The organism is Janthinobacterium fluminis, from assembly GCF_028595325.1.
Taxonomy (GTDB): domain Bacteria; phylum Pseudomonadota; class Gammaproteobacteria; order Burkholderiales; family Burkholderiaceae_D; genus Janthinobacterium; species Janthinobacterium fluminis.
Window position 1 is genome coordinate 583,491 of the sequence record NZ_JAQQXR010000003.1, and the last position, 19,629, is coordinate 603,119.

The window sequence follows — 19,629 nt, forward strand, 5'->3', positions numbered from 1 at the left end:
ACCCGGTTTTCCAGAAAGCCCGCCTAGCGCGGGCTTTTTTATGCGCGCCGCCGCCGCTTGGGGGCCGGCGCCGGCCACAATAAATTACAATCACACCATGAAACTCGACTCTTCCCCTATCGCCGCCATCGCCACCGCGCCCGGCCGCGGCGGCATCGGCGTGGTGCGCGCCTCCGGCAAAAACCTCGACGCGCTGATGGCCGCGCTGTTCGGCGCCGCCGTGTTGCGGCCGCGCCACGCCACCTATCTGCCCTTCACGGACGCCGCCGGCGCCATCATCGACCAGGGCATCGCCATCCATTTCAAGGGGCCGCACTCGTACACGGGCGAGGACGTGCTGGAATTGCAGGGCCACGGCGGTCCCATCGTGCTGCAACTGCTGCTGGCGCGCGTGCTGGAGGCCGGACAGCAGCTCGGCCTGCGCCTGGCCGAGCCGGGCGAGTTCACGCGCCGCGCCTTCCTCAACGACAAGCTCGACCTGGCCCAGGCCGAGGCCGTCGCCGACCTGATCGACGCCTCCACCGAGGCGGCGGCGAAATCGGCGTCGCAGTCGCTGTCGGGCGCCTTTTCGAACACCATCCACGCGCTGGTCGAGCAAGTCACCGGCCTGCGCATGCTGGTCGAGGCCACGCTCGACTTCCCCGAGGAGGAAATCGACTTCCTGGAGAAATCCGACGCGCGCGGCAAGCTGGCCGGCGTCATCGAGGCGCTGCGCAAGGTGTTCCAGCAGGCGGCCCAGGGGGCGCTGCTGCGCGAGGGCCTCAACGTGGTGCTGGTGGGCCAGCCGAACGTCGGCAAATCGTCGCTGCTGAACGCGCTGGCCGGTTCCGACGTCGCCATCGTCACACCGATCGCCGGCACCACCCGCGACAAGGTCAGCGAGACGATACAGATCGAGGGCATTCCGCTCAACATCATCGACACGGCCGGCATCCGCGCCGTCGACGAAGCCGTCGACCTGGTCGAGCGCATCGGCATCGAGCGCACCTGGGGCGAGGTCGGCAAGGCCGACGTCATCCTGCATCTGCTCGACGCCGACCACGGCCCGACCCGCGCCGACGAGAACATCGTCGCCGCCTTTCCCGACGGCGTGCCGGTGCTGCGCATCTGGAACAAGATCGACCTGTCGGGCCACAAGCCGGCCGTCGACCCGATGGACGACGCCACCCACGTCTACCTGTCGGCGCACGAGCACATCGGCATCGACCTGCTGCGCGCCGAGTTGCTGCGCATCGCCGGCTGGCAGCAGACGGGCGAGTCGCTGTACCTGGCGCGCGAGCGCCACCTGATCGCGCTGAAGTCGGCCGGCAAGCACCTCGACATTGCCGCCGAGCACGCGGCGCAGAGCGACCAGTCGCTCGACCTGTTCGCCGAGGAGCTGCGGCTGGCCCAGGTGCAGTTGTCGAGCATCACGGGCGCGTTCTCGTCCGACGATTTGCTGGGCGTGATTTTTAGCCGTTTCTGCATCGGTAAATAGGGTGCGTTCCGCTTAGCGCCAGAGCGGGGCGGCCTGCTGATGCCCGCCCCCGGCGTGCACGATGTGCCAAGCCCCCTTGCGCGCATATTCATGGCGCAATCCATGGCGGACGGTGTGAATTCACCGGCTGCCCATCCCTTCCCTTGGGCCGTATTCCCGGCCCGATTCAAACAGCATAAAACGGCAAAAGGCGCGGAAAACTCGGCCGCCGGCCGCCCTCCGTTCGCTTGAGCTGCCCCGCACAATATGTCGCAGAAACGCAAAGTTTCCAAATTCATTATATAATTCGCGTCATTTCTTTTGAGCAATAATGCAAATTTACCGTTTCATGCGGCAGCAATGCCTGGTGAAGCCACGCGGAACAATCATTGCCTCGTTTTTACATATTCGACTGATATTGTTTTTGCAATGACATTGGTAATAAGCACAATATCTACAGGAGCAAGCCAGTGTATTTAAAACGTCAGTCCTATATCGTCATTGCCATTGTCGCGATGCTGGCATTTTTCTCCGGCGCGGCGCGCGCGGCCGATGTGGCGATCGCCGGTTTTGCCTTTGCCGGCGAATTCTCCACGGCGAAAACCCGCTTCCCTTATGCCTTCCAGGTGTATAAGCGCTTGCAGGCCCAGGCCGGCGCCGGCAGTTTGTCGCGCCAGGTGACGGAGCGCATCCGCCAGACGCAAAACCCGGCCCTGAGCTTCATGCCGTCCGACGCGCTGCTGAATCTGCGCAAGAGCGACCAGGCTTTGATGACGGTGCTGTTGCTGACGGGCGAAACCGTGTCGACCGAGAATTTCGGCAGCTATTACAAAACCTTCGTCAATCTGCGCGGCGACGCCCTGATTTTCGATTATAAAAATCAGACGGTGGTGCGCAGCTATCCGATCAGCGTGGCGCTGTTCGACGCCACGCCGAACGAGCCGTCGGCCGAGCGCATCGATTCCTTCGTCGAGCAAATGCTGCTGCGCGAAGATGGCAAGGGCTTGCTGACGCAATTCAGCAACCGCCTGGCGACGGCCACGCTGCCGGTGCCGGGCCACCACAACATCCAGGTGCGCAAGGCGGAATTGGCGCCGGAAGCGCTGGCGATGATGCCGGAAGCGCTGCGCAGCCATCCGAAGGTATTGGAAAGCATGCTGGCCGATTCCTTCGCGTCGATTCTGTCGGCCAAGTCCGGCGTGCCGGTGCTGCCGTCCAGCGTGGGCCACGCCATGGGCACGATGGCCTTGCGCCTGGAAAATGGCGACGAATACAACCTCAAATTGGAAGAGGGCCATTATTTGTTCGATATCCGCCTGAATAAATTCGCCAAGATCAAAACGGCGGAAACCAAGGTCGGCACCTCGTATGTGTATGGCGCCTACGCGAATGTGCATTTTTACGAGCCGACGCTGAACACGGATTTCCTGAATACCGACCTGAAAAACGGTGAAGTGGCGGTGGTGCCGGCCGGTCTGCTGGCATCCGATGATTTCGCCGCTTTCCAGGATGCGGTGCGCGGTATGTTCTTGAAACTGAACGATGCGTTTGAGACGCCCGATTCGAAATGGGCGGCGACGGCGGCGTCGGCAAAAGATATTGTGAAACAACTTGAGGCGACTCGGGTAATTTTAAAGGCTAGTAAATAATGAAGAAATTAGTATTGTTCGGCGCCGGCTTGTTGCTGTCGTTCCAGTGTTTCGCGCAGATCGTCGTCGTCAAGGGTGTGGCGACGGTCAGTTATCCGAAAGAACTCAGCGTGGCGCTCAAGGAAAAAGCCTACCGCGACGCGCAGGTGGCGTCGGTGGAACGTTATTTCGCCGAAAGCGGCGAAGCGGAATCGCAGAATTTCGAGGCGATCCAGGAACATGTCCAGGCCAGCCTGGATAAATTCCTGCTCAGCACCACCGTCATCAATGAGTTGGACCAGCCCAGCCTGCACAAGTATTCCGTGTCGGTGCGCGTCGAGTTGAATGTCGCGAAGCTGAAAAACACCTTGCGCAGCGCCAGCGCCACCGGCAAGACGGCCGTCGCCGAGAAGTCGCAGATGGTGTATGTGTTCGTCGGCCGCGAAGTGGCCAGCGTGCGCGCCTATGACGACCGGGTGGTCCAGCGCGCCGAACTGAGCGCCGAGGCCTCGATGAGCCGCAACGGCAGCGTCAAGGGCAGCGAGGGCGAGTCCCTGAAGCGCAATTCCGTCTCCACCAACGCCTCCAAGCGCCAGAACGACAAGATCGAAGTCAAGCGCAGCGTGACCGTCGAAACGGGCGGCAGCACGACGCGCAAGGCGGACGACACGGCTTACCGCGTGTTCTCGATGGCCAACCAGAAAACCGCCGTCACCAGCGTGTTTTCGCAGGCTGGCTTCTCCGTGGCCGATCCGGAATTCGTGCTGGCGGACACCGATGTGCCGGCGGTGAATAACGATTTCTCGAAAGGCAATGATTTGACGCCGGCCACGCTGCGCTCCATCGTCGGCTCGCTGCGCAAGGCCAGCGTGCCGCTGCTGGTGCTGGCCACTTTCGACGTCAACGCGCCGATCGCCGACGACGCCACCGGCCTGCAGCGCGTGACGGTGTCCGTGACGGGCCGCGTGATGGACCTGCGCGGCAATCTGCCGCGCGAAGTGGCCTCGGTGCCGCCGGTGCAGTATTTCGGCCTGGGCAGCGACAACAACACGGCCACGACGAAGGCGCTGAAGGAAGCGTCGTCGGCGGCGGCGAAGGAAATCGTCAGCCGCCTCAACGCGGTCGGCGTGCACTAAGCCAGCCTTTTACCGGCGCGGGCGAGACGTCGATCGCCCGCGCGAATTGCAGTGTTCCCGGCGTATTTTTATCCATTTGAAGGTAACCTCCATGAAAAACAAACGCATCTCCGTCCTGTTGGCTTCCGTGTTGTTGGGCGCTTCCGCCGTCGCTTCGGCGCAAATGCCTAGCCTGGGCGGTATGCTCGGCGGCGGCAAGAGCTCGGGCGCCAGCGCCGAGCAGATCGTCAGCAAGTACGTCGCCGGCACGCAAAACGTGATGAAGGCCGATGCCAACATGCTGGCCGCCGTCGGCTTGAAGGATGAGGCCGACAAAGTGGCCCTGCACGCGAAAAACCTGACCGAAGGCGCGACCAAGGATGCGCTGGAAGGCGCCAGCAAGCTGCAAAGCGACAGCAGCAAGGCGCTGGAGCAGCAGATGAGCGGCAAGAAAGTCGTCATGGACGCGGCCAGCAAGAAGCAGTTCGCCGAAGGCGTGCAAGACCTGTCGAAAGGCGTCATCCAGTACGTCGGCATGAGCAAGGACGTCACCGGCTTCAAGCCTAGCGTCACCTCGATGGGCGGCGCGGCCGCACCGGCCCTGTTCGTCGTGCAAAACCTGCCGGGTTCGATCAAGAGCCTGGCCAGCACCCTGAAGCTGGCGATCGAATTCTCGAAAACCAACAACATTCCGCTGCCAAAAGAAGCCAACGACGCAACCTCGATGCTGTAAGACTGCATGCTTTGCCGGCGGGACGAACCTGGTTTGTCCCGCCTTTTTTTTATCTCTACGGATTGAATCATGAAAATCGCAATGACATCGAGCGTGCTGGCCCTGGCCCTGGCCCTGGGCGGCTGCGGGCAGAAGGAGACGCCGGCGCCGGCGCAACCGGCGGCGCCGGCCCCAGGCCCGAACCTGACGCAGACTCCCGACGTGGGCAAGATTGAACAGGTCGCCACCAGCGCCACCGGCAGCGGCGTGACCCCCGGCGCGGCCGTCAACGACGCGCTGAAGAACGCCATCATGCAGGTCAACGGCACGACCGTGCAGGCCACGTCGGTGAGCGCGAATATGTTCGCCCAGGTCAACGCCACGCTCGACGTCGAAACGGAATACGGCCGCGACAGCGCCAAGCTGGACTCGACCATGCAGGGCCAGGCTTTCGCCGAGCGCATCGTCGCCGAGTCGAAGGGCGTGGTGTCTTCCTTTAAAGTCGGCAAGATCACGCCGCCGGCGGCCAAGGGCGGCGCCTTCACCGTCACGATCGACGCGCAGATCGCCAAATTCAAGGCGCCGGCCGACAGCGGCAAGATCAAGATCGTCGTCGCGCCGCTGCGTTCGGAGCGCAGCTCCTTCAATATCGGCGGCCGCGCCGTGCCGGCCGCCGAGGTGCTGGGCGCCGTGCGCCAGCAAATCATCGACGCGCTGACGCAGACGGGCCGCTTCACCGTGCTCGACCGCCAGTTCGAAGATGAATTGCAAAACGAGTTGGACATGATCGGCTCCGGCCAGACCGTCAACACGGACTTCGCCAAGATGGGGCAGGCGCTGAGCGCCGATCTGGTCTGGGTCGGCGTCGTCAACGAGCTGGCCTATGAGCGCCACGCGCGCCAGTTGCAAACCTCGGACCGCGAACTGGTGTCGTATTCGGGCGGCTGGTCCGTGTCGCAGCGCATGATCAACCTGGCCACGCGGCAGATTTTGCAGTCGACCACCCTGCGCGGCGCGCCGCCGTCGACGGCGCCGACGACCCTGGGCAGCGGCATCAACCAGGGCGCCATCCTGAAGAACATCGAAATCGATATCGTCAAGCAAACGACGGCGGCGATCTTGGCGCGCACCTTCCCGATTTCCGTGGTCGAGCGCGACGGCAACAATGTCGTCCTGAGCCAGGGCGGCAGCGCGCTGGTGGAAAACGGCCGCTATCGCGTCTACCTGCAAGGCAAGGAAATCAAGGATCCGCAAACGGGGCAGTCGCTGGGCAATATCGAAAACGCGTGCTGCGACGTGCTGATCAACCGCGTCACGCCGAACTTGTCGTATGGCGTGCTGGAAAACGTCACGGGCAAGCTCGACGGCGTGGCCCCAGGCGCGCTGCAGGTGCGCGAAGCCGTCAGCGGCGCCCCGGCCCGCTCGGCCGCCGCGCCGGCCGACGAGCCAAAAGCGAAGGCGCCGGCGAAGGCCGCCGCCCAGCCGAAAAAGGCCGCCGTGGCCGAGGCGCCGGCGAAAAAAGACGACTGGTGATCGCCGCCGGCCGCTGAAGCGGGGGCCGGCGCCGGCCGGCCCCCGGCTTTCCCGGCGGGCGCCCGCGCGCGCTTGAGAATTGTCATACCCCTGAAATTCCGCTGAAGTAACCTTGCTAAGAGGCTCGGTGCGCTGCAAGGGAAGGGGGCAATCTTGGAAACGAAACCAACCGACGTGTCCGACGACGGCGCCACGCCCGCGGAACCGGTGCTGCCGCTGCGCGCGCGCCAGATGCTGCCGCCCAAGGGGGCTTGCTGGTACTGCGAAAAGCCGCTCGACAGCGTGCGCCGCTTTTGCGGCAAGGTGTGCGCCGACGCCTTCGACGAAGAGGCGCAATTCTGCCGCTGAGGCGGCCCGGCCGGTGTTACTGGCGGCGCCGCGTCAACGCATGCCAGGCGCCGTCGAAGTCGAATTCATGGGCCGCCGCCGCCACTTCCTGATAGGCGCCGACGCCCAGGCTGGCCGCCAGCGTGGCGGCCGAACTTTCCAGCACATCGAGGGCGGCGCCGTCGCCGTCGCGCAAGAGCGCGGCCAGCCGCGCCAGCAGGGCCAGCGTGGCCGGGTCGTCCGGGTCGGAGACGGCATCCGGCGCCGCCGCCTGTTGCGCGGACACGGCCGGCAAGACGGCGCTGATGGCGTTGAGCAATTCGGTGAGGGCCAGTTCCAGCTGCTCCAGCGGCAGTTCCAGCGTACTCGACTGCGCGCGCAGCGCCGCCTCCAGCGCGGCCGCCAGCGTGTGGACGGCGCGCGCGCCGACCATGCCGGCGGCGCCCTTGAGGGTGTGGGCCTGGAGGCGCGCCGACGCGTACTGGCCGGCCGCGAGGGCGCTGCGGACCTGGTGCGGGGTGCTGTGGTGGTCGTGCTGGAAGCGCCGCAACAGCTTGAAGTACAGGACGCGGTCGCCCATGATGCGGTCCAACCCGTCCTCGATGTCGAGGACGCGCTGGGCGGGAGGCGCCACAGCGCCGGCGTCATGGCTCGGTGGAGCTGATGGCTTCATCATGTGTGCTCTGCGGACGGGGGCCTGAAGCCGTAACGATAGCAGAGTTTGCCGGGAAATCCACGCAAAAACGTCGGCGCCCGGCCGGCGCCGCCCTGTGCGAGGCGCCCGCCTAGCGGGTGGCGAACGACCAACTGCGCGTCACGTCGACGCTGTCCACCCTGCCGCTGAACGTGACATCGTAGGTCGTGCCGGCAAGCAAGGGGGCGAGGGGAATGATGGCGGCCGACGCGGGGCCGGCCAATTTCGTCTCGGGGTCGGTGGCGGCCGTCAACAGGCGCACCGGCAACACCGCGGCGGCGCCGCGCTGGCGCACGGTGAAGCTGTTGACCTCCAGCGTGCCCGACAGGTCGGCGTGCACGCTGATCGGATAGCCGACCTCGTTCTGGTTGGGCACGGGATCGGGCTCTTCGCTGTCGCTGAAGAAATTTACCTGCACGCCGGTCTGGCCGGAAAATGGATAGAGGACGAGCTTGCCGCGGCCGATCCCGGCGCCATAGCCGTTGTTGGCGCCGAAGTTGGTGGTGAAGTAGATGTCGCCGCTGCTGCTGGCGGCCGCGCCAGAGCCGGCTTCCTTGAACAGCGGCTCGAAGATGATGAAGCGGTGGTAGATCGCCGTGATGAGCTGCTCGGCCAGATAGGTGCCGCTGGCGTTGCCGGCGCGGGCGATCACCTCGCCGAAGATATAGGGTGGCGTCGCGGTATAGCCGACATAGCTCAGGCGCTTCAGCTGGTCGACGCCGGTAAAGCCGGCCTTGCCGGACACCTCGTCGTGGGTGATGGTGGTGTTGAGGCGCTGGTAGTCGGAATGGTTTTGCGCCGCCTGGTCGATCAGCGCATTGCGGGTGAGGGCGAGGGGCAAGCCGACTTGCGCGCGGCGGAAATTGATCCAGTTGAAGCCGTCCGTCGCCGTATTGCCGGTCAGCGCGGGCGCGCCGGCTTCCGGCGGCACGGTGTTCGTCGGCCCGGACGGCACGGCCGCCGTGCTGCCGCCGCCGCCCCCGCCGCCGCAGGCGCTGAGCAAGGCCGCCAGCAACAGCGCCGGGACGGGAAGATGCCAACGTTGCAATCGCACCATGATATTGACTCCAATTGGAAAGAGAGGAATATTGCATGCACCCGGCTTGAGCAGTCAGGCCGGCAGTCACCTTGATTCTAAGCTATTTCTGCACGTAAAATCATCGGCCCGGCATTATTTAACGCGCCGCCGGCGCCGCCGCGGCGCAGGGTAAAATACCGGACCTGGCGCTGCCTGCGCTCCGCCGCGCCGCCCTCCGATTATTTGATTGCCGACAATTTGAACTCTTCCCGCCAGTCGCGCCTGCAGCGCGCCAAATATGCCCTGCCCAGCTTTGTCACCCTGCTGTCGATCGCCTGCGGCTTCGCCAGCATCGTCATTTCGGTCGACAACGCCGCCGTCGGCGACGCCGCCGACTACCGCCTGGCCGCCGCGCTGCTGGTGCTGGCCGGCGTGTTCGACGCGCTCGACGGCCTGGTCGCCCGCGCCACCGGCACCACCTCGGACTTCGGCATGCAGCTCGACTCGATCGCCGACGTGATGAACTTCGGCTGCGCGCCGGCCGTCTTATTGTATTGCTATGGATTTGTGTTGATGGGCGCGCAGGAGCCGCACCTGCTGCGCCTGGGCGGCATGGCCAGCTTTTTCTTTGTCGCCTGCGGCGCGATGCGCCTGGCGCGCTTCAACGTCAATGTCGGCCGCACCGACCCGCGCTACTTCGTCGGCATCCCCATCACGGCCGGCGCCGCCTGCGTGGCCGCCGTCGTCGTCGCCTGGCCGGCGCCGCTGACGTCGGCGCTGCAGGGCTATCTGCTGGTGGCCTTGCTGTTCGGCGTGGGCAGCCTGATGGTGTCGACGCTGCGCTTCCCCAGCTCGAAGCAAGAGAAAAGCGTGGCCGCGCTGCTGGTCCTGCTGCTCAATGTGGGCTTGCTGCTGTGGCTGACGACCAGCTTCTTCGTCCTGTTCTTCGCCGTCTACGTGGCGCTGACCGTGGCGCTGAACCTGGCCTGGTATCTGGGTTGGCGCGGCATCGCCCCGCCCGCCGTGTATTCCGACGAGGCATAGCGGCGCGGGCGCGCCGCCTCAGGCCACGTCGTGGCCGCGCGCCGCCCGCAGGATGGCGAACCAGTCGCCGCGGCTGAGCGCGAACTGGGTCGCTTCGACGGCCACGGCGACGGCCTCGATGCGGCCGGTGCCGGTCAGCGGCAGCGGCCGGCACGGCAGTTGCATGATCCAGGCGAAGACGACGCTGGCGAAGGGCCGCTGCAGGCGGTCGGCGATGTCCTTGATGACGGTGCGCAGACGCTCGCCGTGGCCGTTGCCGCCGTGGAACAGACGGCCGCCCGCCAGCGGCGACCAGATCATCGGCGCCACGCCGAGATCCTGCAAGCCGTCGAACGTCGCGTCGAACATCGGCGCCACGTGCAGCGGCGAGAACTCGACCTGGTTGGTGGCCAGCGCGATGCGCCGGTGCAGGCAGTCAAACTGGTGGTGGCTGAAATTGGAGACGCCGACATGGCGCACCTTGCCGGCCTGGCGCAACTGGCTGAACGCCTCGGCGATCTCGTCGAACTCCATCAGCGGGTCGGGGCGGTGGATCAGTAGCAGGTCGAGGTGGTCGGTGCGCAACTGGCGCAGCGAATTCTCGGCCGAGGCGATGATGTGGGCGGCGCTGGTGTCGTAGTGCGGCAGCGCGTGCTCGGGACGGTGCGGCGAGGGCAGCTTGATGCCGCACTTGCCGACCAGTTGCATGCGGCCGCGCAGCCCCGGCTGCAAGGCCAGGGCCTCGCCGAACAGGGTTTCGGCGCCGTAGTCGCCGTAAATGTCGGCGTGGTCGAAGCTGCTCACGCCCAGTTCCAGGCACTGCTCGATGAAGGCGAGCCGCTGCTGCGCCGTCATGTCCCAGTCGCCCAGCCGCCACATGCCGGCGACGACGCGCGACAGCTCGGGCCCGGTGGTGCTGGTGCGGCTGCGCGGGCTGCGCAAATCGGCGGGGAAGGTGTGCGTCATGGAAAGCTTTCAGGTGGCCGTCGGCTGATTATAGAGCGATTTGCCGGCCGGCGCCGGGCATGAAAAAGCCCGCGCGCGGCGGGCTGTGGTGGTGCTGGGCGCCGGCTTATTTCAGCCACAGGCGCATCGAGTCCCAGGCGCGGCCGAAGATGGTTGCCTGCGGCACGGCTTCCAGCGCGACGACGGGCAATTCCAGCAACGGCTTGCCGTCCACCATCATTTTCAGCGAGCCGACGCGGCTGTTCTCGGCCAGCGGCGCGACCAGCGGGTCCTTGCGCTCCAGCAGCGGCGTCATCTTGCCGGCGACGCCCTTCGGCACCGTCACCAGCACGTCGTTGGCGAAGCCGATCTTGACGCTGCCCTTCGAGCCTTTCCAGATTTCCGGCGTGGCGATGGACTGGCCCTTCGAGTACAGCTTGACCGTGTCGAAATTCTGGAAGCCCCAGTTCAGCAGCTTCTGGCTTTCCTGGGTGCGGGCCTGGTCGGACGCCGTGCCCAGCACGACGGAGATCAGGCGGCGCTCGCCGGCGCCGCCGGGACGGCGCGCCGAGGCGATCATGCAGAAGCCGGCCGCTTCCGTGTGGCCGGTTTTCATGCCGTCAACGGTGGGGTCCAGCCACAGCAGGCGGTTGCGGTTCGGCTGGGTGATCTTGTTGTAGGTGAAGCTTTTCACGGAGTCGATCTTGTAGAACTCCGGATAGTCGGCGATCACGCGCGCGGCCAGCACGGACAGGTCTTGCGCCGTCGAATAGTTTTCCGGGCTGGGCAAGCCGTGCGGGTTGCCGAAGTGGGTGGATTTCAAGCCCATGCGCGCCGCTTCGCGGTTCATCAGCGTGACGAAGGTGGCTTCGTCGCCGGCGACGGCCTCGGCCAGCGCGACGGCCGCGTCGTTGCCCGACTGCACCATCAAACCGTACAGCAAGTCGTTGATCTTCACGGGGGTGGCCGGGTCGATGAACATCTTCGAGCTGCTGGCGTCGACCTTCCACGCCTTCGTCGAGACGTTGACCATCTGGTTGATGTCGAGCTTTTTCTCCCTCAGCGCGGCGAAGGTCAGGTAGGCCGTCATGATCTTCGTCAGCGAGGCCGGCTCGATGCGGGCGTGCGGGTCTTGCGAAGCGATGATCTGGCCGCTGGTGGCGTCCAGCAAGAGCCAGGATTTCGCCGCGATGGTCGGCGCCGGCAAGCTTTGCGCTACGGCGGCGGACAGGAAGAACACACTGGAGGCCAGTGCCGCTAAGAGTTTTTTCATGGGAACTTGTGTCGTTTCAGTAATATGTGCCGAGGGCCATGCTGCTGCGGGGCAAGCCTATGCATGGCCGAGTGGAAAAACGGGCTCAATTATAGAGCGTGCTGGCTTTCCGCGCCGTCTCTTTGCCACAGTTGCAGCACGAGGCGCTTGATGTGCTGGAGTTTGCGGTGGAAAAAATGGTCGGCGCCGGGAATGACGATCACCGGGATGTCCTGCGGCCTTGTCCAGTCGAACACGTCCTTCAGGGGAATGGTGTCGTCCAGTTCGCCGTGGATCAGGATGGTGTCGGCGGGAATGGCCGGCATGGCCCATTTGCCGGCGGCGCTGCCGACCAGCACGAGGCGCTCGGCCGGGGTGCCGGCCGCGATCAGGCGCTGCTGCAGTTGCGACTGCACGAAGGTGCCGAAGGAAAAACCGGCCAGCGCCACCGGCAGGCCGGGATAGCGGGCTTGCAGGTGCGCCATCAGCAGGGCCATGTCGTCCGTTTCGCCGTGGCCGTGGTCGTGCACGCCCTCGGACGCGCCGACGCCGCGGAAGTTGATGCGCGCGGCCACGTAGCCGAGCGCGACGAAGGTGCGCGCCAGCGTCTGCGCCACCTTGTTGTCCATGCTGCCGCCGTACAGCGGGTGCGGGTGGGCGACCAGGGCGATGCCGCGCGGCGCGTCGGCCGGGTAGTCGAGCAGGCCTTCCATGCTGCCGGCGTGGCCGGCGAGGGTAAATGCTTCGGAATTCTTGTTCATAAGGCTAGGTATCAGAGTTTCAGGCGCTCGACGACTTTGCCGCCGAGCAAGTGGCTGTCGACGATCTCGTCGATGTCGCTGGTGTCGACATAGGTGTACCAGACGCCTTCCGGATAGACCACCAGCACCGGGCCGTCGTCGCAGCGGTCCAGGCAGCCGGCCTGGTTGATGCGCACCTTGCCGTGGCCGTTGATGTCAAGTTCCTTGCAGCGCTTCTTCGCGTGTTTCTGCGCCGCCGCCGCGCCGCGTTCGCCGCAGCAGGGGCGGCCGTCGTCGCGCTGGTTCATGCAAAAGAAGACGTGCCGTTCGAAATAGGGGGTGTCGCTCATGGGATGCCTTGTGCTGTTGCGGTGATGCGTAATGATACCCGGTCCGCTCAAGGCCGGTTCAGCTTGTGCGAGGGCAGGCACAGGAACCACAGCGCGAAAAACGGCCACAGCAGGGAGAGGAATTGCGCCGCGCCGTTGAAGTTGAGGAATTTCCCCTGCACCCAGCTTTGCAGCGTCGCCATGAAATAGGGGTTGAGCGGCGTCGTGTTGACGATCACCAGACTCAGCAGCAAGGTCGCGGCCGCCACGCGGCGCTGCGCGACGGCCGGCGCGAAGACCAGGCCGCCCAGCATGATCAGGGCGATCACGAAGCCGCCCTGGGCGCCCGGCGTCACCCAGACGAAGGCGTTTTCCGGCGCGAACAGCAGCGCGCTGGCCAGCGTCTTGACCAGCACGGCGGCGGCGATCAGGCCCAGCGCCAGCGCCGCCTTGGGCGCCGAGCGGCGCAGCATGCACAGCAGGGCCAGCACGGCGCCCGTCATGCCGCAGGCCGTGATGATGGTTTCCGACAGCCAGTATTGCTCCACCGTCAGCATGGTTTCCGGGCGCAAGTGGGCGGCCAGGTCGATGTCGCTGTCGAGCAGGCTGGAGAGCCACTCGGACAGGATGGGCAGCAACTGGCCCAGGCCGAACAGATAGCCCTGGGGGTAGATCTGCGCCAGCGGCCACAGGCCCAGCAAGACCAGGCCCTGGCTGCCGTGCTGGGCGAACCAGCGCTGGCGCAGGCGGTACAGGTGGCTGTGGTCGAGCAATTTGCGGGCCGACAGCGCGCCCAGCAGCGCGCCGGCGCAGCAGCCGGCCGCGTTGGTGAACAGGTCCAGGTTCGACGGCACCCGGCTCGGCAGGTAGGATTGCACGGCCTCCATCAGGCCGGACACGAGCAGGCCGCAGGCGCTGGCCAGCAGCACGGCCAGCACGCCGCGCACGCGCGGGTACAGCGAGTACACGAGCAGCGCGCCGAAGGGGATATAGCCGAGGATGTTGATGCCGACGTCGAACTTGGTCCAGTAGCGCGGCATGTCCAGGTGTTCCAGGAAGGTCAGAGGCGACAGCCCGCTGTTGTGCCAGCCGGCGAAGGGGAACCAGCTGGCGTAGACGATCAGGAACAGGTAGGCCGCCAGCGCGGCGCGGGCGGCCGGCGACGGCTGGCTGGCGGCGGGGCCGGCGGCGCTCTCGGTCATTCTTTCTGCGGCGGCAGCGCGGCCAGCCAGGCGAGCAGGTCGGCGGCGACGGCGTCGGAGGCGGCCGCCAGCGCCCGGGCGCCGCCGGCCGCGTCGGCGCTGGCGGCGCCGCTGGCGCGGCTGAAGGTTTTCTGGTCGACCAGGCGGTGGCCGCGGAACAGCGAGGCGCGCAGGTTCAGCCGCCCGCTGCTCTGGGTCTGGCTGTCGAAATTGTGCGAGAAGTCGTCGACCTCGACGCGCAGCAGCGCCACGCCGGCGGCGGCGTCGGTGGTGGCGAGCACCTTGACGCCGCTTTGCGCGATGCGCGACTTCAGGCGCTGGCTGAGCAATTGCAGCGGCGTGCTGTTCCAGCGGTTGTTGGCGTAGGGCCGCGACTGCTGGGCGTCGGCGTACAGCAGGCGGTAGTGCATGCGCTGGCTGTCCAGCCACGCCGGCCCGGTGGCGTCGGCCACCACCAGCGTCGCCAGCGCGGGCGGCGGCGCGGCGGCGGCCGGCGGCGCCGGCGGCGGGCCGAAATCGTAGAGCGTGGCGACGGCCGCCTTGCCGGCGCAGCCCCCCAGCGCGGCGCCGGCCGCCAGGGCCAGCAGGGTCAGACTGCGTTTGAGTGTCGTGTTCACGGTTGTCCTTGTTTGGTCGGTGCCACAAATCCCGCTTCGCCGGGGCCGGGCGGCGTGTCGGGCGCGCCGAACAGGATGCTTTGCGGGCGCTCGTTGAGGCCCTCCATCGTGCGTTTCAGCACGCGCATCGACGAGCGCGTCTCGTCCGTCAGTTCGATCACGTGCGGCAGCGCCTCCAGCTCGATGCCGCCGCTGACCGCCTCGACCGACAGGCCGATGCGCTCGACGGCGCCGTCGAGTTTGTCGATGCTGCCGCCGGGCGCCTGCAGGCGCTTGCCCAGCGCGTCGAAATTTTTCGCCACCCGGCTGACGTTGGCGCTGGCGTCGGCCACCGCCTCCATGTCGCGCTGCGCCTGCGCCGTCAATTGCGGCAGTTGCTCCAGCGTCGGCCCCAGTTGCTGGGGAATCGCGGCGAAGGCCTTGGCCGCCTTGCTGACGTCCTGGAAGGCGCCCAGCATCACCGCCTGGTTGGCCGGGCTGACCAGGCTGTTGACTTTCGCCGTCAGCTCCTCGGCCTGGTCGAGTATCTTCTTGCCGCGCTTTTCCAGCTGGTCCAGCAGGCCCGGGCGCAGCGGGATGCGCGCCGGCATGTCGGCGCGCGTGGCCAGCAGCTTCGAGCCGGTCCGCTCGTCGTCGAGCTGGATGTAGGCGATGCCGGTGACGCCCTGGTAGCCCAGCGTGGCGTGGGTGGTTTCGCTGACCGGCGTGTCCTTGTCGACGCTGACGTGGATCAGGATCTGCCCCGTCACCCTGGGGTCGAAGTCGATGGCGTCGACCTTGCCCACCTCCAGCCCGCGGTAGCGCACGGCCGCCTGCGGGTTCAGGCCCGGCACCGACATCGTCGTCGCCAGCAGGTAGGGCACGCGCTCGACCCGGTCGCGGTTGAACCAGACGCCGAACAGCACCGCCGCGACCAGCAGGAGGATGGTGAAGAAGCCCGTCATTAATGCATGCGATCTGTTTTCCATTACACCTCCGGTTTCTGTTCAGCGCGGCGCTCGTCGAGCACCGCCAGCGCGCGCTTGCCGCGGTCGCCGAGGAAAAATTGTTTGATAAACGGGTGCTCGACCTGGATCACGTCGCGCGTCGGGCCGATCGCGATCACGTGTTTTTCGGCCAGTACGGCGATCCGCGTCGACAGCGCGAACAGCGTGTCGAGGTCGTGCGTGACCATCACCACGGTCAGGCCCAGTTCGCGGTGCAGCGACTGGATCAGCGCGACGAAGGTTTCCGACAGGTCCGGGTCCAGCCCCGCCGTCGGCTCGTCGAGGAACAGCAGCTTCGGTTCGAGCGCCAGCGCGCGCGCCAGCGCGACCCGCTTGATCATGCCGCCGGACAGGTCGGAGGGCATTTTTCCGGCGTGCTCGGGCCCCAGCCCGACCATATTCATCTTCAGCAGGACGGCGTCGCGTATCAAGTCCTCGGGCAGGGCGCGCAGCTCGCGCATCGGCTGCGCGACGTTGTCGAACACCGTCAGCGCCGAGTACAGCGCGCCCTGCTGGAACAGCATGCCCCAGTGGTTGCGCAACTGCTGCAGGTGGGCCGAATCGCTCTTGCCGATATCCTCGCCGAACACGCGCACGCAGCCGCGCGCCGGATGCTCCAGGCCCAGCATCTGGCGCAGCAGCACGGTCTTGCCGGTGCCCGAGCCGCCGACGATGGAAAGGATTTCGCCGCGCACGATGGACAGGTTCAAGTCCTGGTGCACGACGGTGCGGCCGAACTTGGTCCACAGCTTGCTGATCTCGACCACCGGCGTGTCGCCGTTCAGCTTGAGGGCGCCGGCGCCGCCGCACTTGTCCGTGTGCTCGTCCATCAGTACCCCACGCCGTTGAAGACGATCGCGAACACGGCGTCGGCCAGGATCACGACGGTGATCGCCGTGACGACGGCGGTGGTGGTGCCGCGCCCCAGGCTTTCCGTGTTGGCCTTGATGCGCAGGCCGAAGTGGCAGGACACCAGCGCGATCAGCATGCCGAACACGGCGCCCTTGCCCAGGCCGATCAGGTAGTTCGCCAGCGGCACCGCGTCGGGCAGTTTCTGGATGAAGTAGCGCGCCGACAGGTTCAGTTCGATCTTCGCCGCGACCATGCCGCCGATCAGCGCGGCCGTGTCGGTCCAGATCACCAGCAGCGGCATCGAGATCGCCAGCGCGAGCACCTTCGGCATGATCAGGCGGAAGCCGTGCGAGATGCCCATCACCAGCATCGCGTCGAGCTCCTCGGTGACGCGCATCACGCCCAGTTGCGCGGTGATCGAGGAGCCGGAGCGGCCGGCCACGAGGATCGCCGCCAGCAGCGGCCCCAGTTCGCGGATCACGCTCATGCCGAGCAGGTTGACCAGGTAGATGTCGCCGCCGAAGGCGCGCAACTGCTGCGCCGACAGGTAGGACAGGACGACGCCGATCAGAAAGCCGACCAGGGCGGTGATGCCCAGCGCCTGGAAGCCGGCGTGGAAGATGTTGGCCGAGATTTCGCGCCACGGCCCGCGCAGCGGATGGCGGGCGAAGCGCGCCAGATCCTGGGCCACCTGGCCGATCAGGGCGGTGAAGCCGGCCATGTGCTCGAAGAAGGACAGCATCTTGAAGCCCAGTACCATCACCGAGCTCAGGCGTCCGCTGCGGGGGCGCGGTATCTCGATGTTGCCGGCCTGTTCGATGCGCTTGAAGAATTCTTCCTGGGCCGGCGCCAGTTGCAGGCGTGTGGGCCGGGTCTTGCCCCAGGTGTTCCAGAACAGCTGGGCGCCGATGTGGTCCATGCTGTCGATGCCGCTCAAGTCCCACGCCGCATTGGCGTCGTTCCGCAGCGTTTTGAGCTGGGTTTCCAGGGTGCGCATCGCCTCGCCCTGCGCCAGCGCGTGGACCTGCCAGGTGCCGCTGGCGCTGACGGCGGTTCCCGTTTTGCTGTCTGGGCTGAGAGTGAGGGTGGGCTCTTGTGAAATCGGCATGGGCTCAGTTTAAGGGAGATTTGCCCAGTCCGCCACCGCTGATGGTGGGAGGCGGCTGTTCAGGCGGCCAGATGGCGCGCCTGGCGCTGCGGAATCGACGCCTCCGGGCGGGCCGCCGGCGGCGCCGTTTTCGTCTTGGCGCCGGCGGCATCGTTGCGGCCGGCGTAGTCGCTGGCCAGCAGCCGGCCGGCCTCCTCCGCGCTCATGCCGCGCGTTTGCAGCCACTGCGAAACCAGGCTGGCCAGGCGGTCGAGCGCAATGCGGTGGGTCGCATCGGTCTTCGTGTACAGCCAGTCGGAGAAGGCCATGAAGTTCTCGAACGGCGTCTCGCCCATCAGCGTGACGACCGTGTTGGCGAAGCGGCCCGAGTTGGCGACCAGGTCCCAGTAGCGGGCGAAGCGCACCAGGCGCTGCATCGTCATGAAGTCGATCTGCTTGTTCGCCAGGATGGTGTAGGGCGGGTGCGGATCGAACACCAGGCCATAGGGCTCGGTGTGGCGGATGATGGGTGTGCCGCGCAGGCGCTTCAAAATGCCGAACTGGATCTCGTGCGGCTTCAGTTCGACCAGCTTGTTGAAGCCGCGCGCGAAACTGTCGACGTCCTCGCCCGGCAGGCCGGCGATCAGGTCGACATGCAAATGGGCGTTCGACTGCTCGCACAGCCAGCGGATGTTATCGGCGGCCTTCTGATTGTCCTGCTTGCGGCTCACCAGCGCCTGCACCTCAGGGTTGAAGCTCTGGATGCCGATCTCGAACTGCAGCGCGCCGGGCGGGAACTTGCTGATGCCTTCCTTCAGCGCGTCCGGCAGATGGTCGGGCACCAGCTCGAAGTGGGCGTACACCGGATCGTCCGGGTTGGCCTCCAGTTTGTCGAGGAAGAACTGCATGATCTTCAGGCTGGTCTTGATGTTCAGGTTGAAGGTGCGGTCGACGAACTTGAACAGGCGGGCGCCGCGCGCATGCAGCGACTCCATCTCCGCCAGGAAGGACTCCAGGCCGAACGGCCAGGCCGTCTTGTCCAGCGCCGACAGGCAGAACTCGCATTTGAACGGGCAGCCGCGCGAAGCCTCCACATACAAAGTGCGATTCTTGATATCGTCGTCGGTATATAAAGAGTAGGGCAGCTTCAGCTCCGCCATCGGCGGCTGCACCCCCGCATGAATCTTCATGATCGGCTTCGGGCCGTTCAGAATCTCGCCGCACAGCTTCGGGAACGTCACGTCGCCCCAGCCCGTGATCAGATAGTCGGCCGCCTGCACGATGGCCTGCTCGCCCGGCTCATGCGACACCTCGGGGCCGCCCAGCACGATGACGACGTCCGGCGCCACGCGCTTGAGCATGGCCACGACCTTGGTGGTTTCCTCGACGTTCCATATGTAGACGCCGAAACCGATGATGCGCGGCTTGCGCGCCAGGATGCGCTCGACGATCTCGGTGGTCTTCGCACCGATCACGAACTCCTGCAAGCGCGTGCGCTCCTGCAGCGGCCCCATGTTTGCCAATAAATAGCGCAGACCCAGCGAAGCATGGGTGTAGCGGGCATTGAGGGTGGAGAGCAGGATGGTCATGACAGGCTTCAAAATCGGAGAAAGCAGCCATTTTACGCTGCCGCGGCAGCCCCATCCCCGATGCTGCTTGCAGGCTGCCCCCGTCTCCGCTATAGTTCGCCTCCCCAATAAGGGGCCGGCCGGAAACGACGGGATAGTAAAAATAGAAGTTGACGAAACAAGCGAAACGCTTCATACTCTTTCTTCTTCGCGGCTGACAAACAAAACGCTTTGTCGCCAAGCCGCAGCAGCGCAGAACAAGTTCTTTAAAAATTAACAGTCGATAAATGTGGGCATTTGATGATGGTGCCGGCGGATTTCGGTCCGCCGCATACTTAAATTATTAAATGCTCGCGAAAAAGAAACACGGATGCTTCGCAAGAAGTGTTCGAGTCAGTATTTTGAGTGAGTAAGAAGCCAGTAATGGCTTCGACCTGTCAGAAATGACATTAAACAGAGATTAAACTGAAGAGTTTGATCCTGGCTCAGATTGAACGCTGGCGGCATGCCTTACACATGCAAGTCGAACGGCAGCACGGAGCTTG

General features: G+C 65.6%; 19 protein-coding genes and 1 rRNA gene. 8 read left to right on the forward strand and 12 right to left on the reverse strand.

The features are described from left to right. Window positions 1-97 precede the first annotated feature (97 nt). The 6 genes from mnmE (at window position 98) to OIK44_RS11140 (ending at window position 6,792) form a co-directional block, all read left to right on the forward strand. Window positions 98-1,477, forward strand: a complete 1,380-nt coding sequence (gene mnmE / locus OIK44_RS11115; protein WP_273670811.1) for a tRNA uridine-5-carboxymethylaminomethyl(34) synthesis GTPase MnmE — start codon at window positions 98-100, stop codon at window positions 1,475-1,477. Between the two features lie 449 nt (window positions 1,478-1,926). Then, window positions 1,927-3,105 carry a hypothetical protein gene (locus tag OIK44_RS11120; protein ID WP_273670812.1) on the forward strand — a complete coding sequence of 393 codons (1,179 nt, stop codon included), beginning with the start codon at window positions 1,927-1,929 and terminating at the stop codon, window positions 3,103-3,105. Beyond that, a complete protein-coding gene (locus tag OIK44_RS11125; RefSeq protein ID WP_273670813.1) occupies window positions 3,105-4,220 on the forward strand; it encodes a hypothetical protein in 1,116 nt (371 codons plus the stop codon). Before OIK44_RS11120 ends, OIK44_RS11125 begins: the two co-directional genes overlap by 1 nt. Before the next feature lie 91 nt (window positions 4,221-4,311). After that, complete coding sequence (locus tag OIK44_RS11130; protein ID WP_273670814.1) at window positions 4,312-4,932, forward strand: hypothetical protein; 621 nt, start codon at window positions 4,312-4,314, stop codon at window positions 4,930-4,932. Window positions 4,933-5,001: 69 nt separating this feature from the next. Beyond that, window positions 5,002-6,444: a CsgG/HfaB family protein gene (locus OIK44_RS11135; RefSeq protein WP_273670815.1), complete on the forward strand. Its 1,443-nt coding sequence runs from the start codon at window positions 5,002-5,004 to the stop codon at window positions 6,442-6,444. A gap of 153 nt (window positions 6,445-6,597) precedes the next feature. Further along, the gene (locus tag OIK44_RS11140) at window positions 6,598-6,792 is read left to right on the forward strand and encodes a hypothetical protein (protein WP_273670816.1); all 195 of its coding nucleotides are present in this window, start codon (window positions 6,598-6,600) and stop codon (window positions 6,790-6,792) included. Window positions 6,793-6,808: 16 nt separating this feature from the next. Here the strand turns inward: OIK44_RS11140 and OIK44_RS11145 are convergent, their stop codons facing one another. Both OIK44_RS11145 and OIK44_RS11150 read right to left on the reverse strand, forming a co-directional pair. After that, the gene (locus tag OIK44_RS11145; RefSeq protein ID WP_273670817.1) at window positions 6,809-7,447 is read right to left on the reverse strand and encodes an Hpt domain-containing protein; all 639 of its coding nucleotides are present in this window, start codon (window positions 7,445-7,447) and stop codon (window positions 6,809-6,811) included. Between the two features lie 109 nt (window positions 7,448-7,556). After that, window positions 7,557-8,522, reverse strand: a complete 966-nt coding sequence (locus tag OIK44_RS11150; protein WP_273670818.1) for a CAP domain-containing protein — start codon at window positions 8,520-8,522, stop codon at window positions 7,557-7,559. A 219-nt stretch (window positions 8,523-8,741) separates the two neighbouring features. On the opposite strand from OIK44_RS11150, the gene pssA reads away from it, so the two are divergent. After that, window positions 8,742-9,527 carry a CDP-diacylglycerol--serine O-phosphatidyltransferase gene (pssA, locus tag OIK44_RS11155; protein WP_273670819.1) on the forward strand — a complete coding sequence of 262 codons (786 nt, stop codon included), beginning with the start codon at window positions 8,742-8,744 and terminating at the stop codon, window positions 9,525-9,527. 18 nt (window positions 9,528-9,545) lie between these two features. Here the strand turns inward: pssA and OIK44_RS11160 are convergent, their stop codons facing one another. The 10 genes from OIK44_RS11160 to OIK44_RS11205 form a co-directional block, all read right to left on the reverse strand. Beyond that, entirely contained in the window at window positions 9,546-10,472 is a 927-nt protein-coding gene (locus tag OIK44_RS11160; protein ID WP_273670820.1) for an aldo/keto reductase, read from the reverse strand. Window positions 10,473-10,578: 106 nt separating this feature from the next. Then, complete coding sequence (locus tag OIK44_RS11165; RefSeq protein ID WP_273670821.1) at window positions 10,579-11,724, reverse strand: D-alanyl-D-alanine carboxypeptidase family protein; 1,146 nt, start codon at window positions 11,722-11,724, stop codon at window positions 10,579-10,581. Window positions 11,725-11,813: 89 nt separating this feature from the next. Beyond that, window positions 11,814-12,464 (reverse strand): alpha/beta hydrolase, encoded by a 651-nt coding sequence (locus OIK44_RS11170; protein WP_273670822.1) that lies wholly within the window; start codon window positions 12,462-12,464, stop codon window positions 11,814-11,816. A gap of 11 nt (window positions 12,465-12,475) precedes the next feature. Next, window positions 12,476-12,793, reverse strand: a complete 318-nt coding sequence (locus OIK44_RS11175) for a (2Fe-2S) ferredoxin domain-containing protein (RefSeq protein WP_273670823.1) — start codon at window positions 12,791-12,793, stop codon at window positions 12,476-12,478. A gap of 47 nt (window positions 12,794-12,840) precedes the next feature. Next, window positions 12,841-13,974 carry a VanZ family protein gene (locus OIK44_RS11180; protein WP_273670824.1) on the reverse strand — a complete coding sequence of 378 codons (1,134 nt, stop codon included), beginning with the start codon at window positions 13,972-13,974 and terminating at the stop codon, window positions 12,841-12,843. Then, window positions 13,971-14,591, reverse strand: a complete 621-nt coding sequence (locus OIK44_RS11185; RefSeq protein WP_273670825.1) for an ABC-type transport auxiliary lipoprotein family protein — start codon at window positions 14,589-14,591, stop codon at window positions 13,971-13,973. Before OIK44_RS11185 ends, OIK44_RS11180 begins: the two co-directional genes overlap by 4 nt. Further along, window positions 14,588-15,559 carry an MlaD family protein gene (locus OIK44_RS11190; RefSeq protein WP_273670826.1) on the reverse strand — a complete coding sequence of 324 codons (972 nt, stop codon included), beginning with the start codon at window positions 15,557-15,559 and terminating at the stop codon, window positions 14,588-14,590. The genes OIK44_RS11185 and OIK44_RS11190 overlap by 4 nt, the downstream gene beginning before the upstream one ends. Next, window positions 15,559-16,407, reverse strand: a complete 849-nt coding sequence (locus OIK44_RS11195; RefSeq protein ID WP_273670827.1) for an ABC transporter ATP-binding protein — start codon at window positions 16,405-16,407, stop codon at window positions 15,559-15,561. Before OIK44_RS11195 ends, OIK44_RS11190 begins: the two co-directional genes overlap by 1 nt. Then, window positions 16,407-17,537, reverse strand: coding sequence for an MlaE family ABC transporter permease (locus OIK44_RS11200; protein ID WP_273670828.1), 1,131 nt, complete (start codon window positions 17,535-17,537; stop codon window positions 16,407-16,409). Before OIK44_RS11200 ends, OIK44_RS11195 begins: the two co-directional genes overlap by 1 nt. A gap of 59 nt (window positions 17,538-17,596) precedes the next feature. Beyond that, window positions 17,597-19,105, reverse strand: coding sequence for a B12-binding domain-containing radical SAM protein (locus tag OIK44_RS11205; protein ID WP_273670829.1), 1,509 nt, complete (start codon window positions 19,103-19,105; stop codon window positions 17,597-17,599). Between the two features lie 441 nt (window positions 19,106-19,546). On the opposite strand from OIK44_RS11205, the gene OIK44_RS11210 reads away from it, so the two are divergent. Beyond that, window positions 19,547-19,629: ribosomal RNA gene (locus OIK44_RS11210) — 16S ribosomal RNA — on the forward strand; the annotation flags it as partial.

Excerpts from the sequence above, each read along its gene's own strand:
- mnmE (WP_273670811.1), top strand. The coding sequence starts at position 98 with ATGAAACTCGACTCTTCCCCTATCGCCGCCATCGCCACCGCGCCCGGC.
- OIK44_RS11125 (WP_273670813.1), top strand. The coding sequence starts at position 3,105 with ATGAAGAAATTAGTATTGTTCGGCGCCGGCTTGTTGCTGTCGTTCCAG.
- OIK44_RS11130 (WP_273670814.1), top strand. The coding sequence starts at position 4,312 with ATGAAAAACAAACGCATCTCCGTCCTGTTGGCTTCCGTGTTGTTGGGC.
- OIK44_RS11135 (WP_273670815.1), top strand. The coding sequence starts at position 5,002 with ATGAAAATCGCAATGACATCGAGCGTGCTGGCCCTGGCCCTGGCCCTG.
- OIK44_RS11145 (WP_273670817.1), bottom strand. The coding sequence starts at position 7,447 with ATGATGAAGCCATCAGCTCCACCGAGCCATGACGCCGGCGCTGTGGCG.
- OIK44_RS11150 (WP_273670818.1), bottom strand. The coding sequence starts at position 8,522 with ATGGTGCGATTGCAACGTTGGCATCTTCCCGTCCCGGCGCTGTTGCTG.
- OIK44_RS11160 (WP_273670820.1), bottom strand. The coding sequence starts at position 10,472 with ATGACGCACACCTTCCCCGCCGATTTGCGCAGCCCGCGCAGCCGCACC.
- OIK44_RS11165 (WP_273670821.1), bottom strand. The coding sequence starts at position 11,724 with ATGAAAAAACTCTTAGCGGCACTGGCCTCCAGTGTGTTCTTCCTGTCC.
- OIK44_RS11170 (WP_273670822.1), bottom strand. The coding sequence starts at position 12,464 with ATGAACAAGAATTCCGAAGCATTTACCCTCGCCGGCCACGCCGGCAGC.
- OIK44_RS11175 (WP_273670823.1), bottom strand. The coding sequence starts at position 12,793 with ATGAGCGACACCCCCTATTTCGAACGGCACGTCTTCTTTTGCATGAAC.
- OIK44_RS11180 (WP_273670824.1), bottom strand. The coding sequence starts at position 13,974 with ATGACCGAGAGCGCCGCCGGCCCCGCCGCCAGCCAGCCGTCGCCGGCC.
- OIK44_RS11190 (WP_273670826.1), bottom strand. The coding sequence starts at position 15,559 with ATGGAAAACAGATCGCATGCATTAATGACGGGCTTCTTCACCATCCTC.
- OIK44_RS11195 (WP_273670827.1), bottom strand. The coding sequence starts at position 16,407 with ATGGACGAGCACACGGACAAGTGCGGCGGCGCCGGCGCCCTCAAGCTG.
- OIK44_RS11200 (WP_273670828.1), bottom strand. The coding sequence starts at position 17,537 with ATGCCGATTTCACAAGAGCCCACCCTCACTCTCAGCCCAGACAGCAAA.
- OIK44_RS11205 (WP_273670829.1), bottom strand. The coding sequence starts at position 19,105 with ATGACCATCCTGCTCTCCACCCTCAATGCCCGCTACACCCATGCTTCG.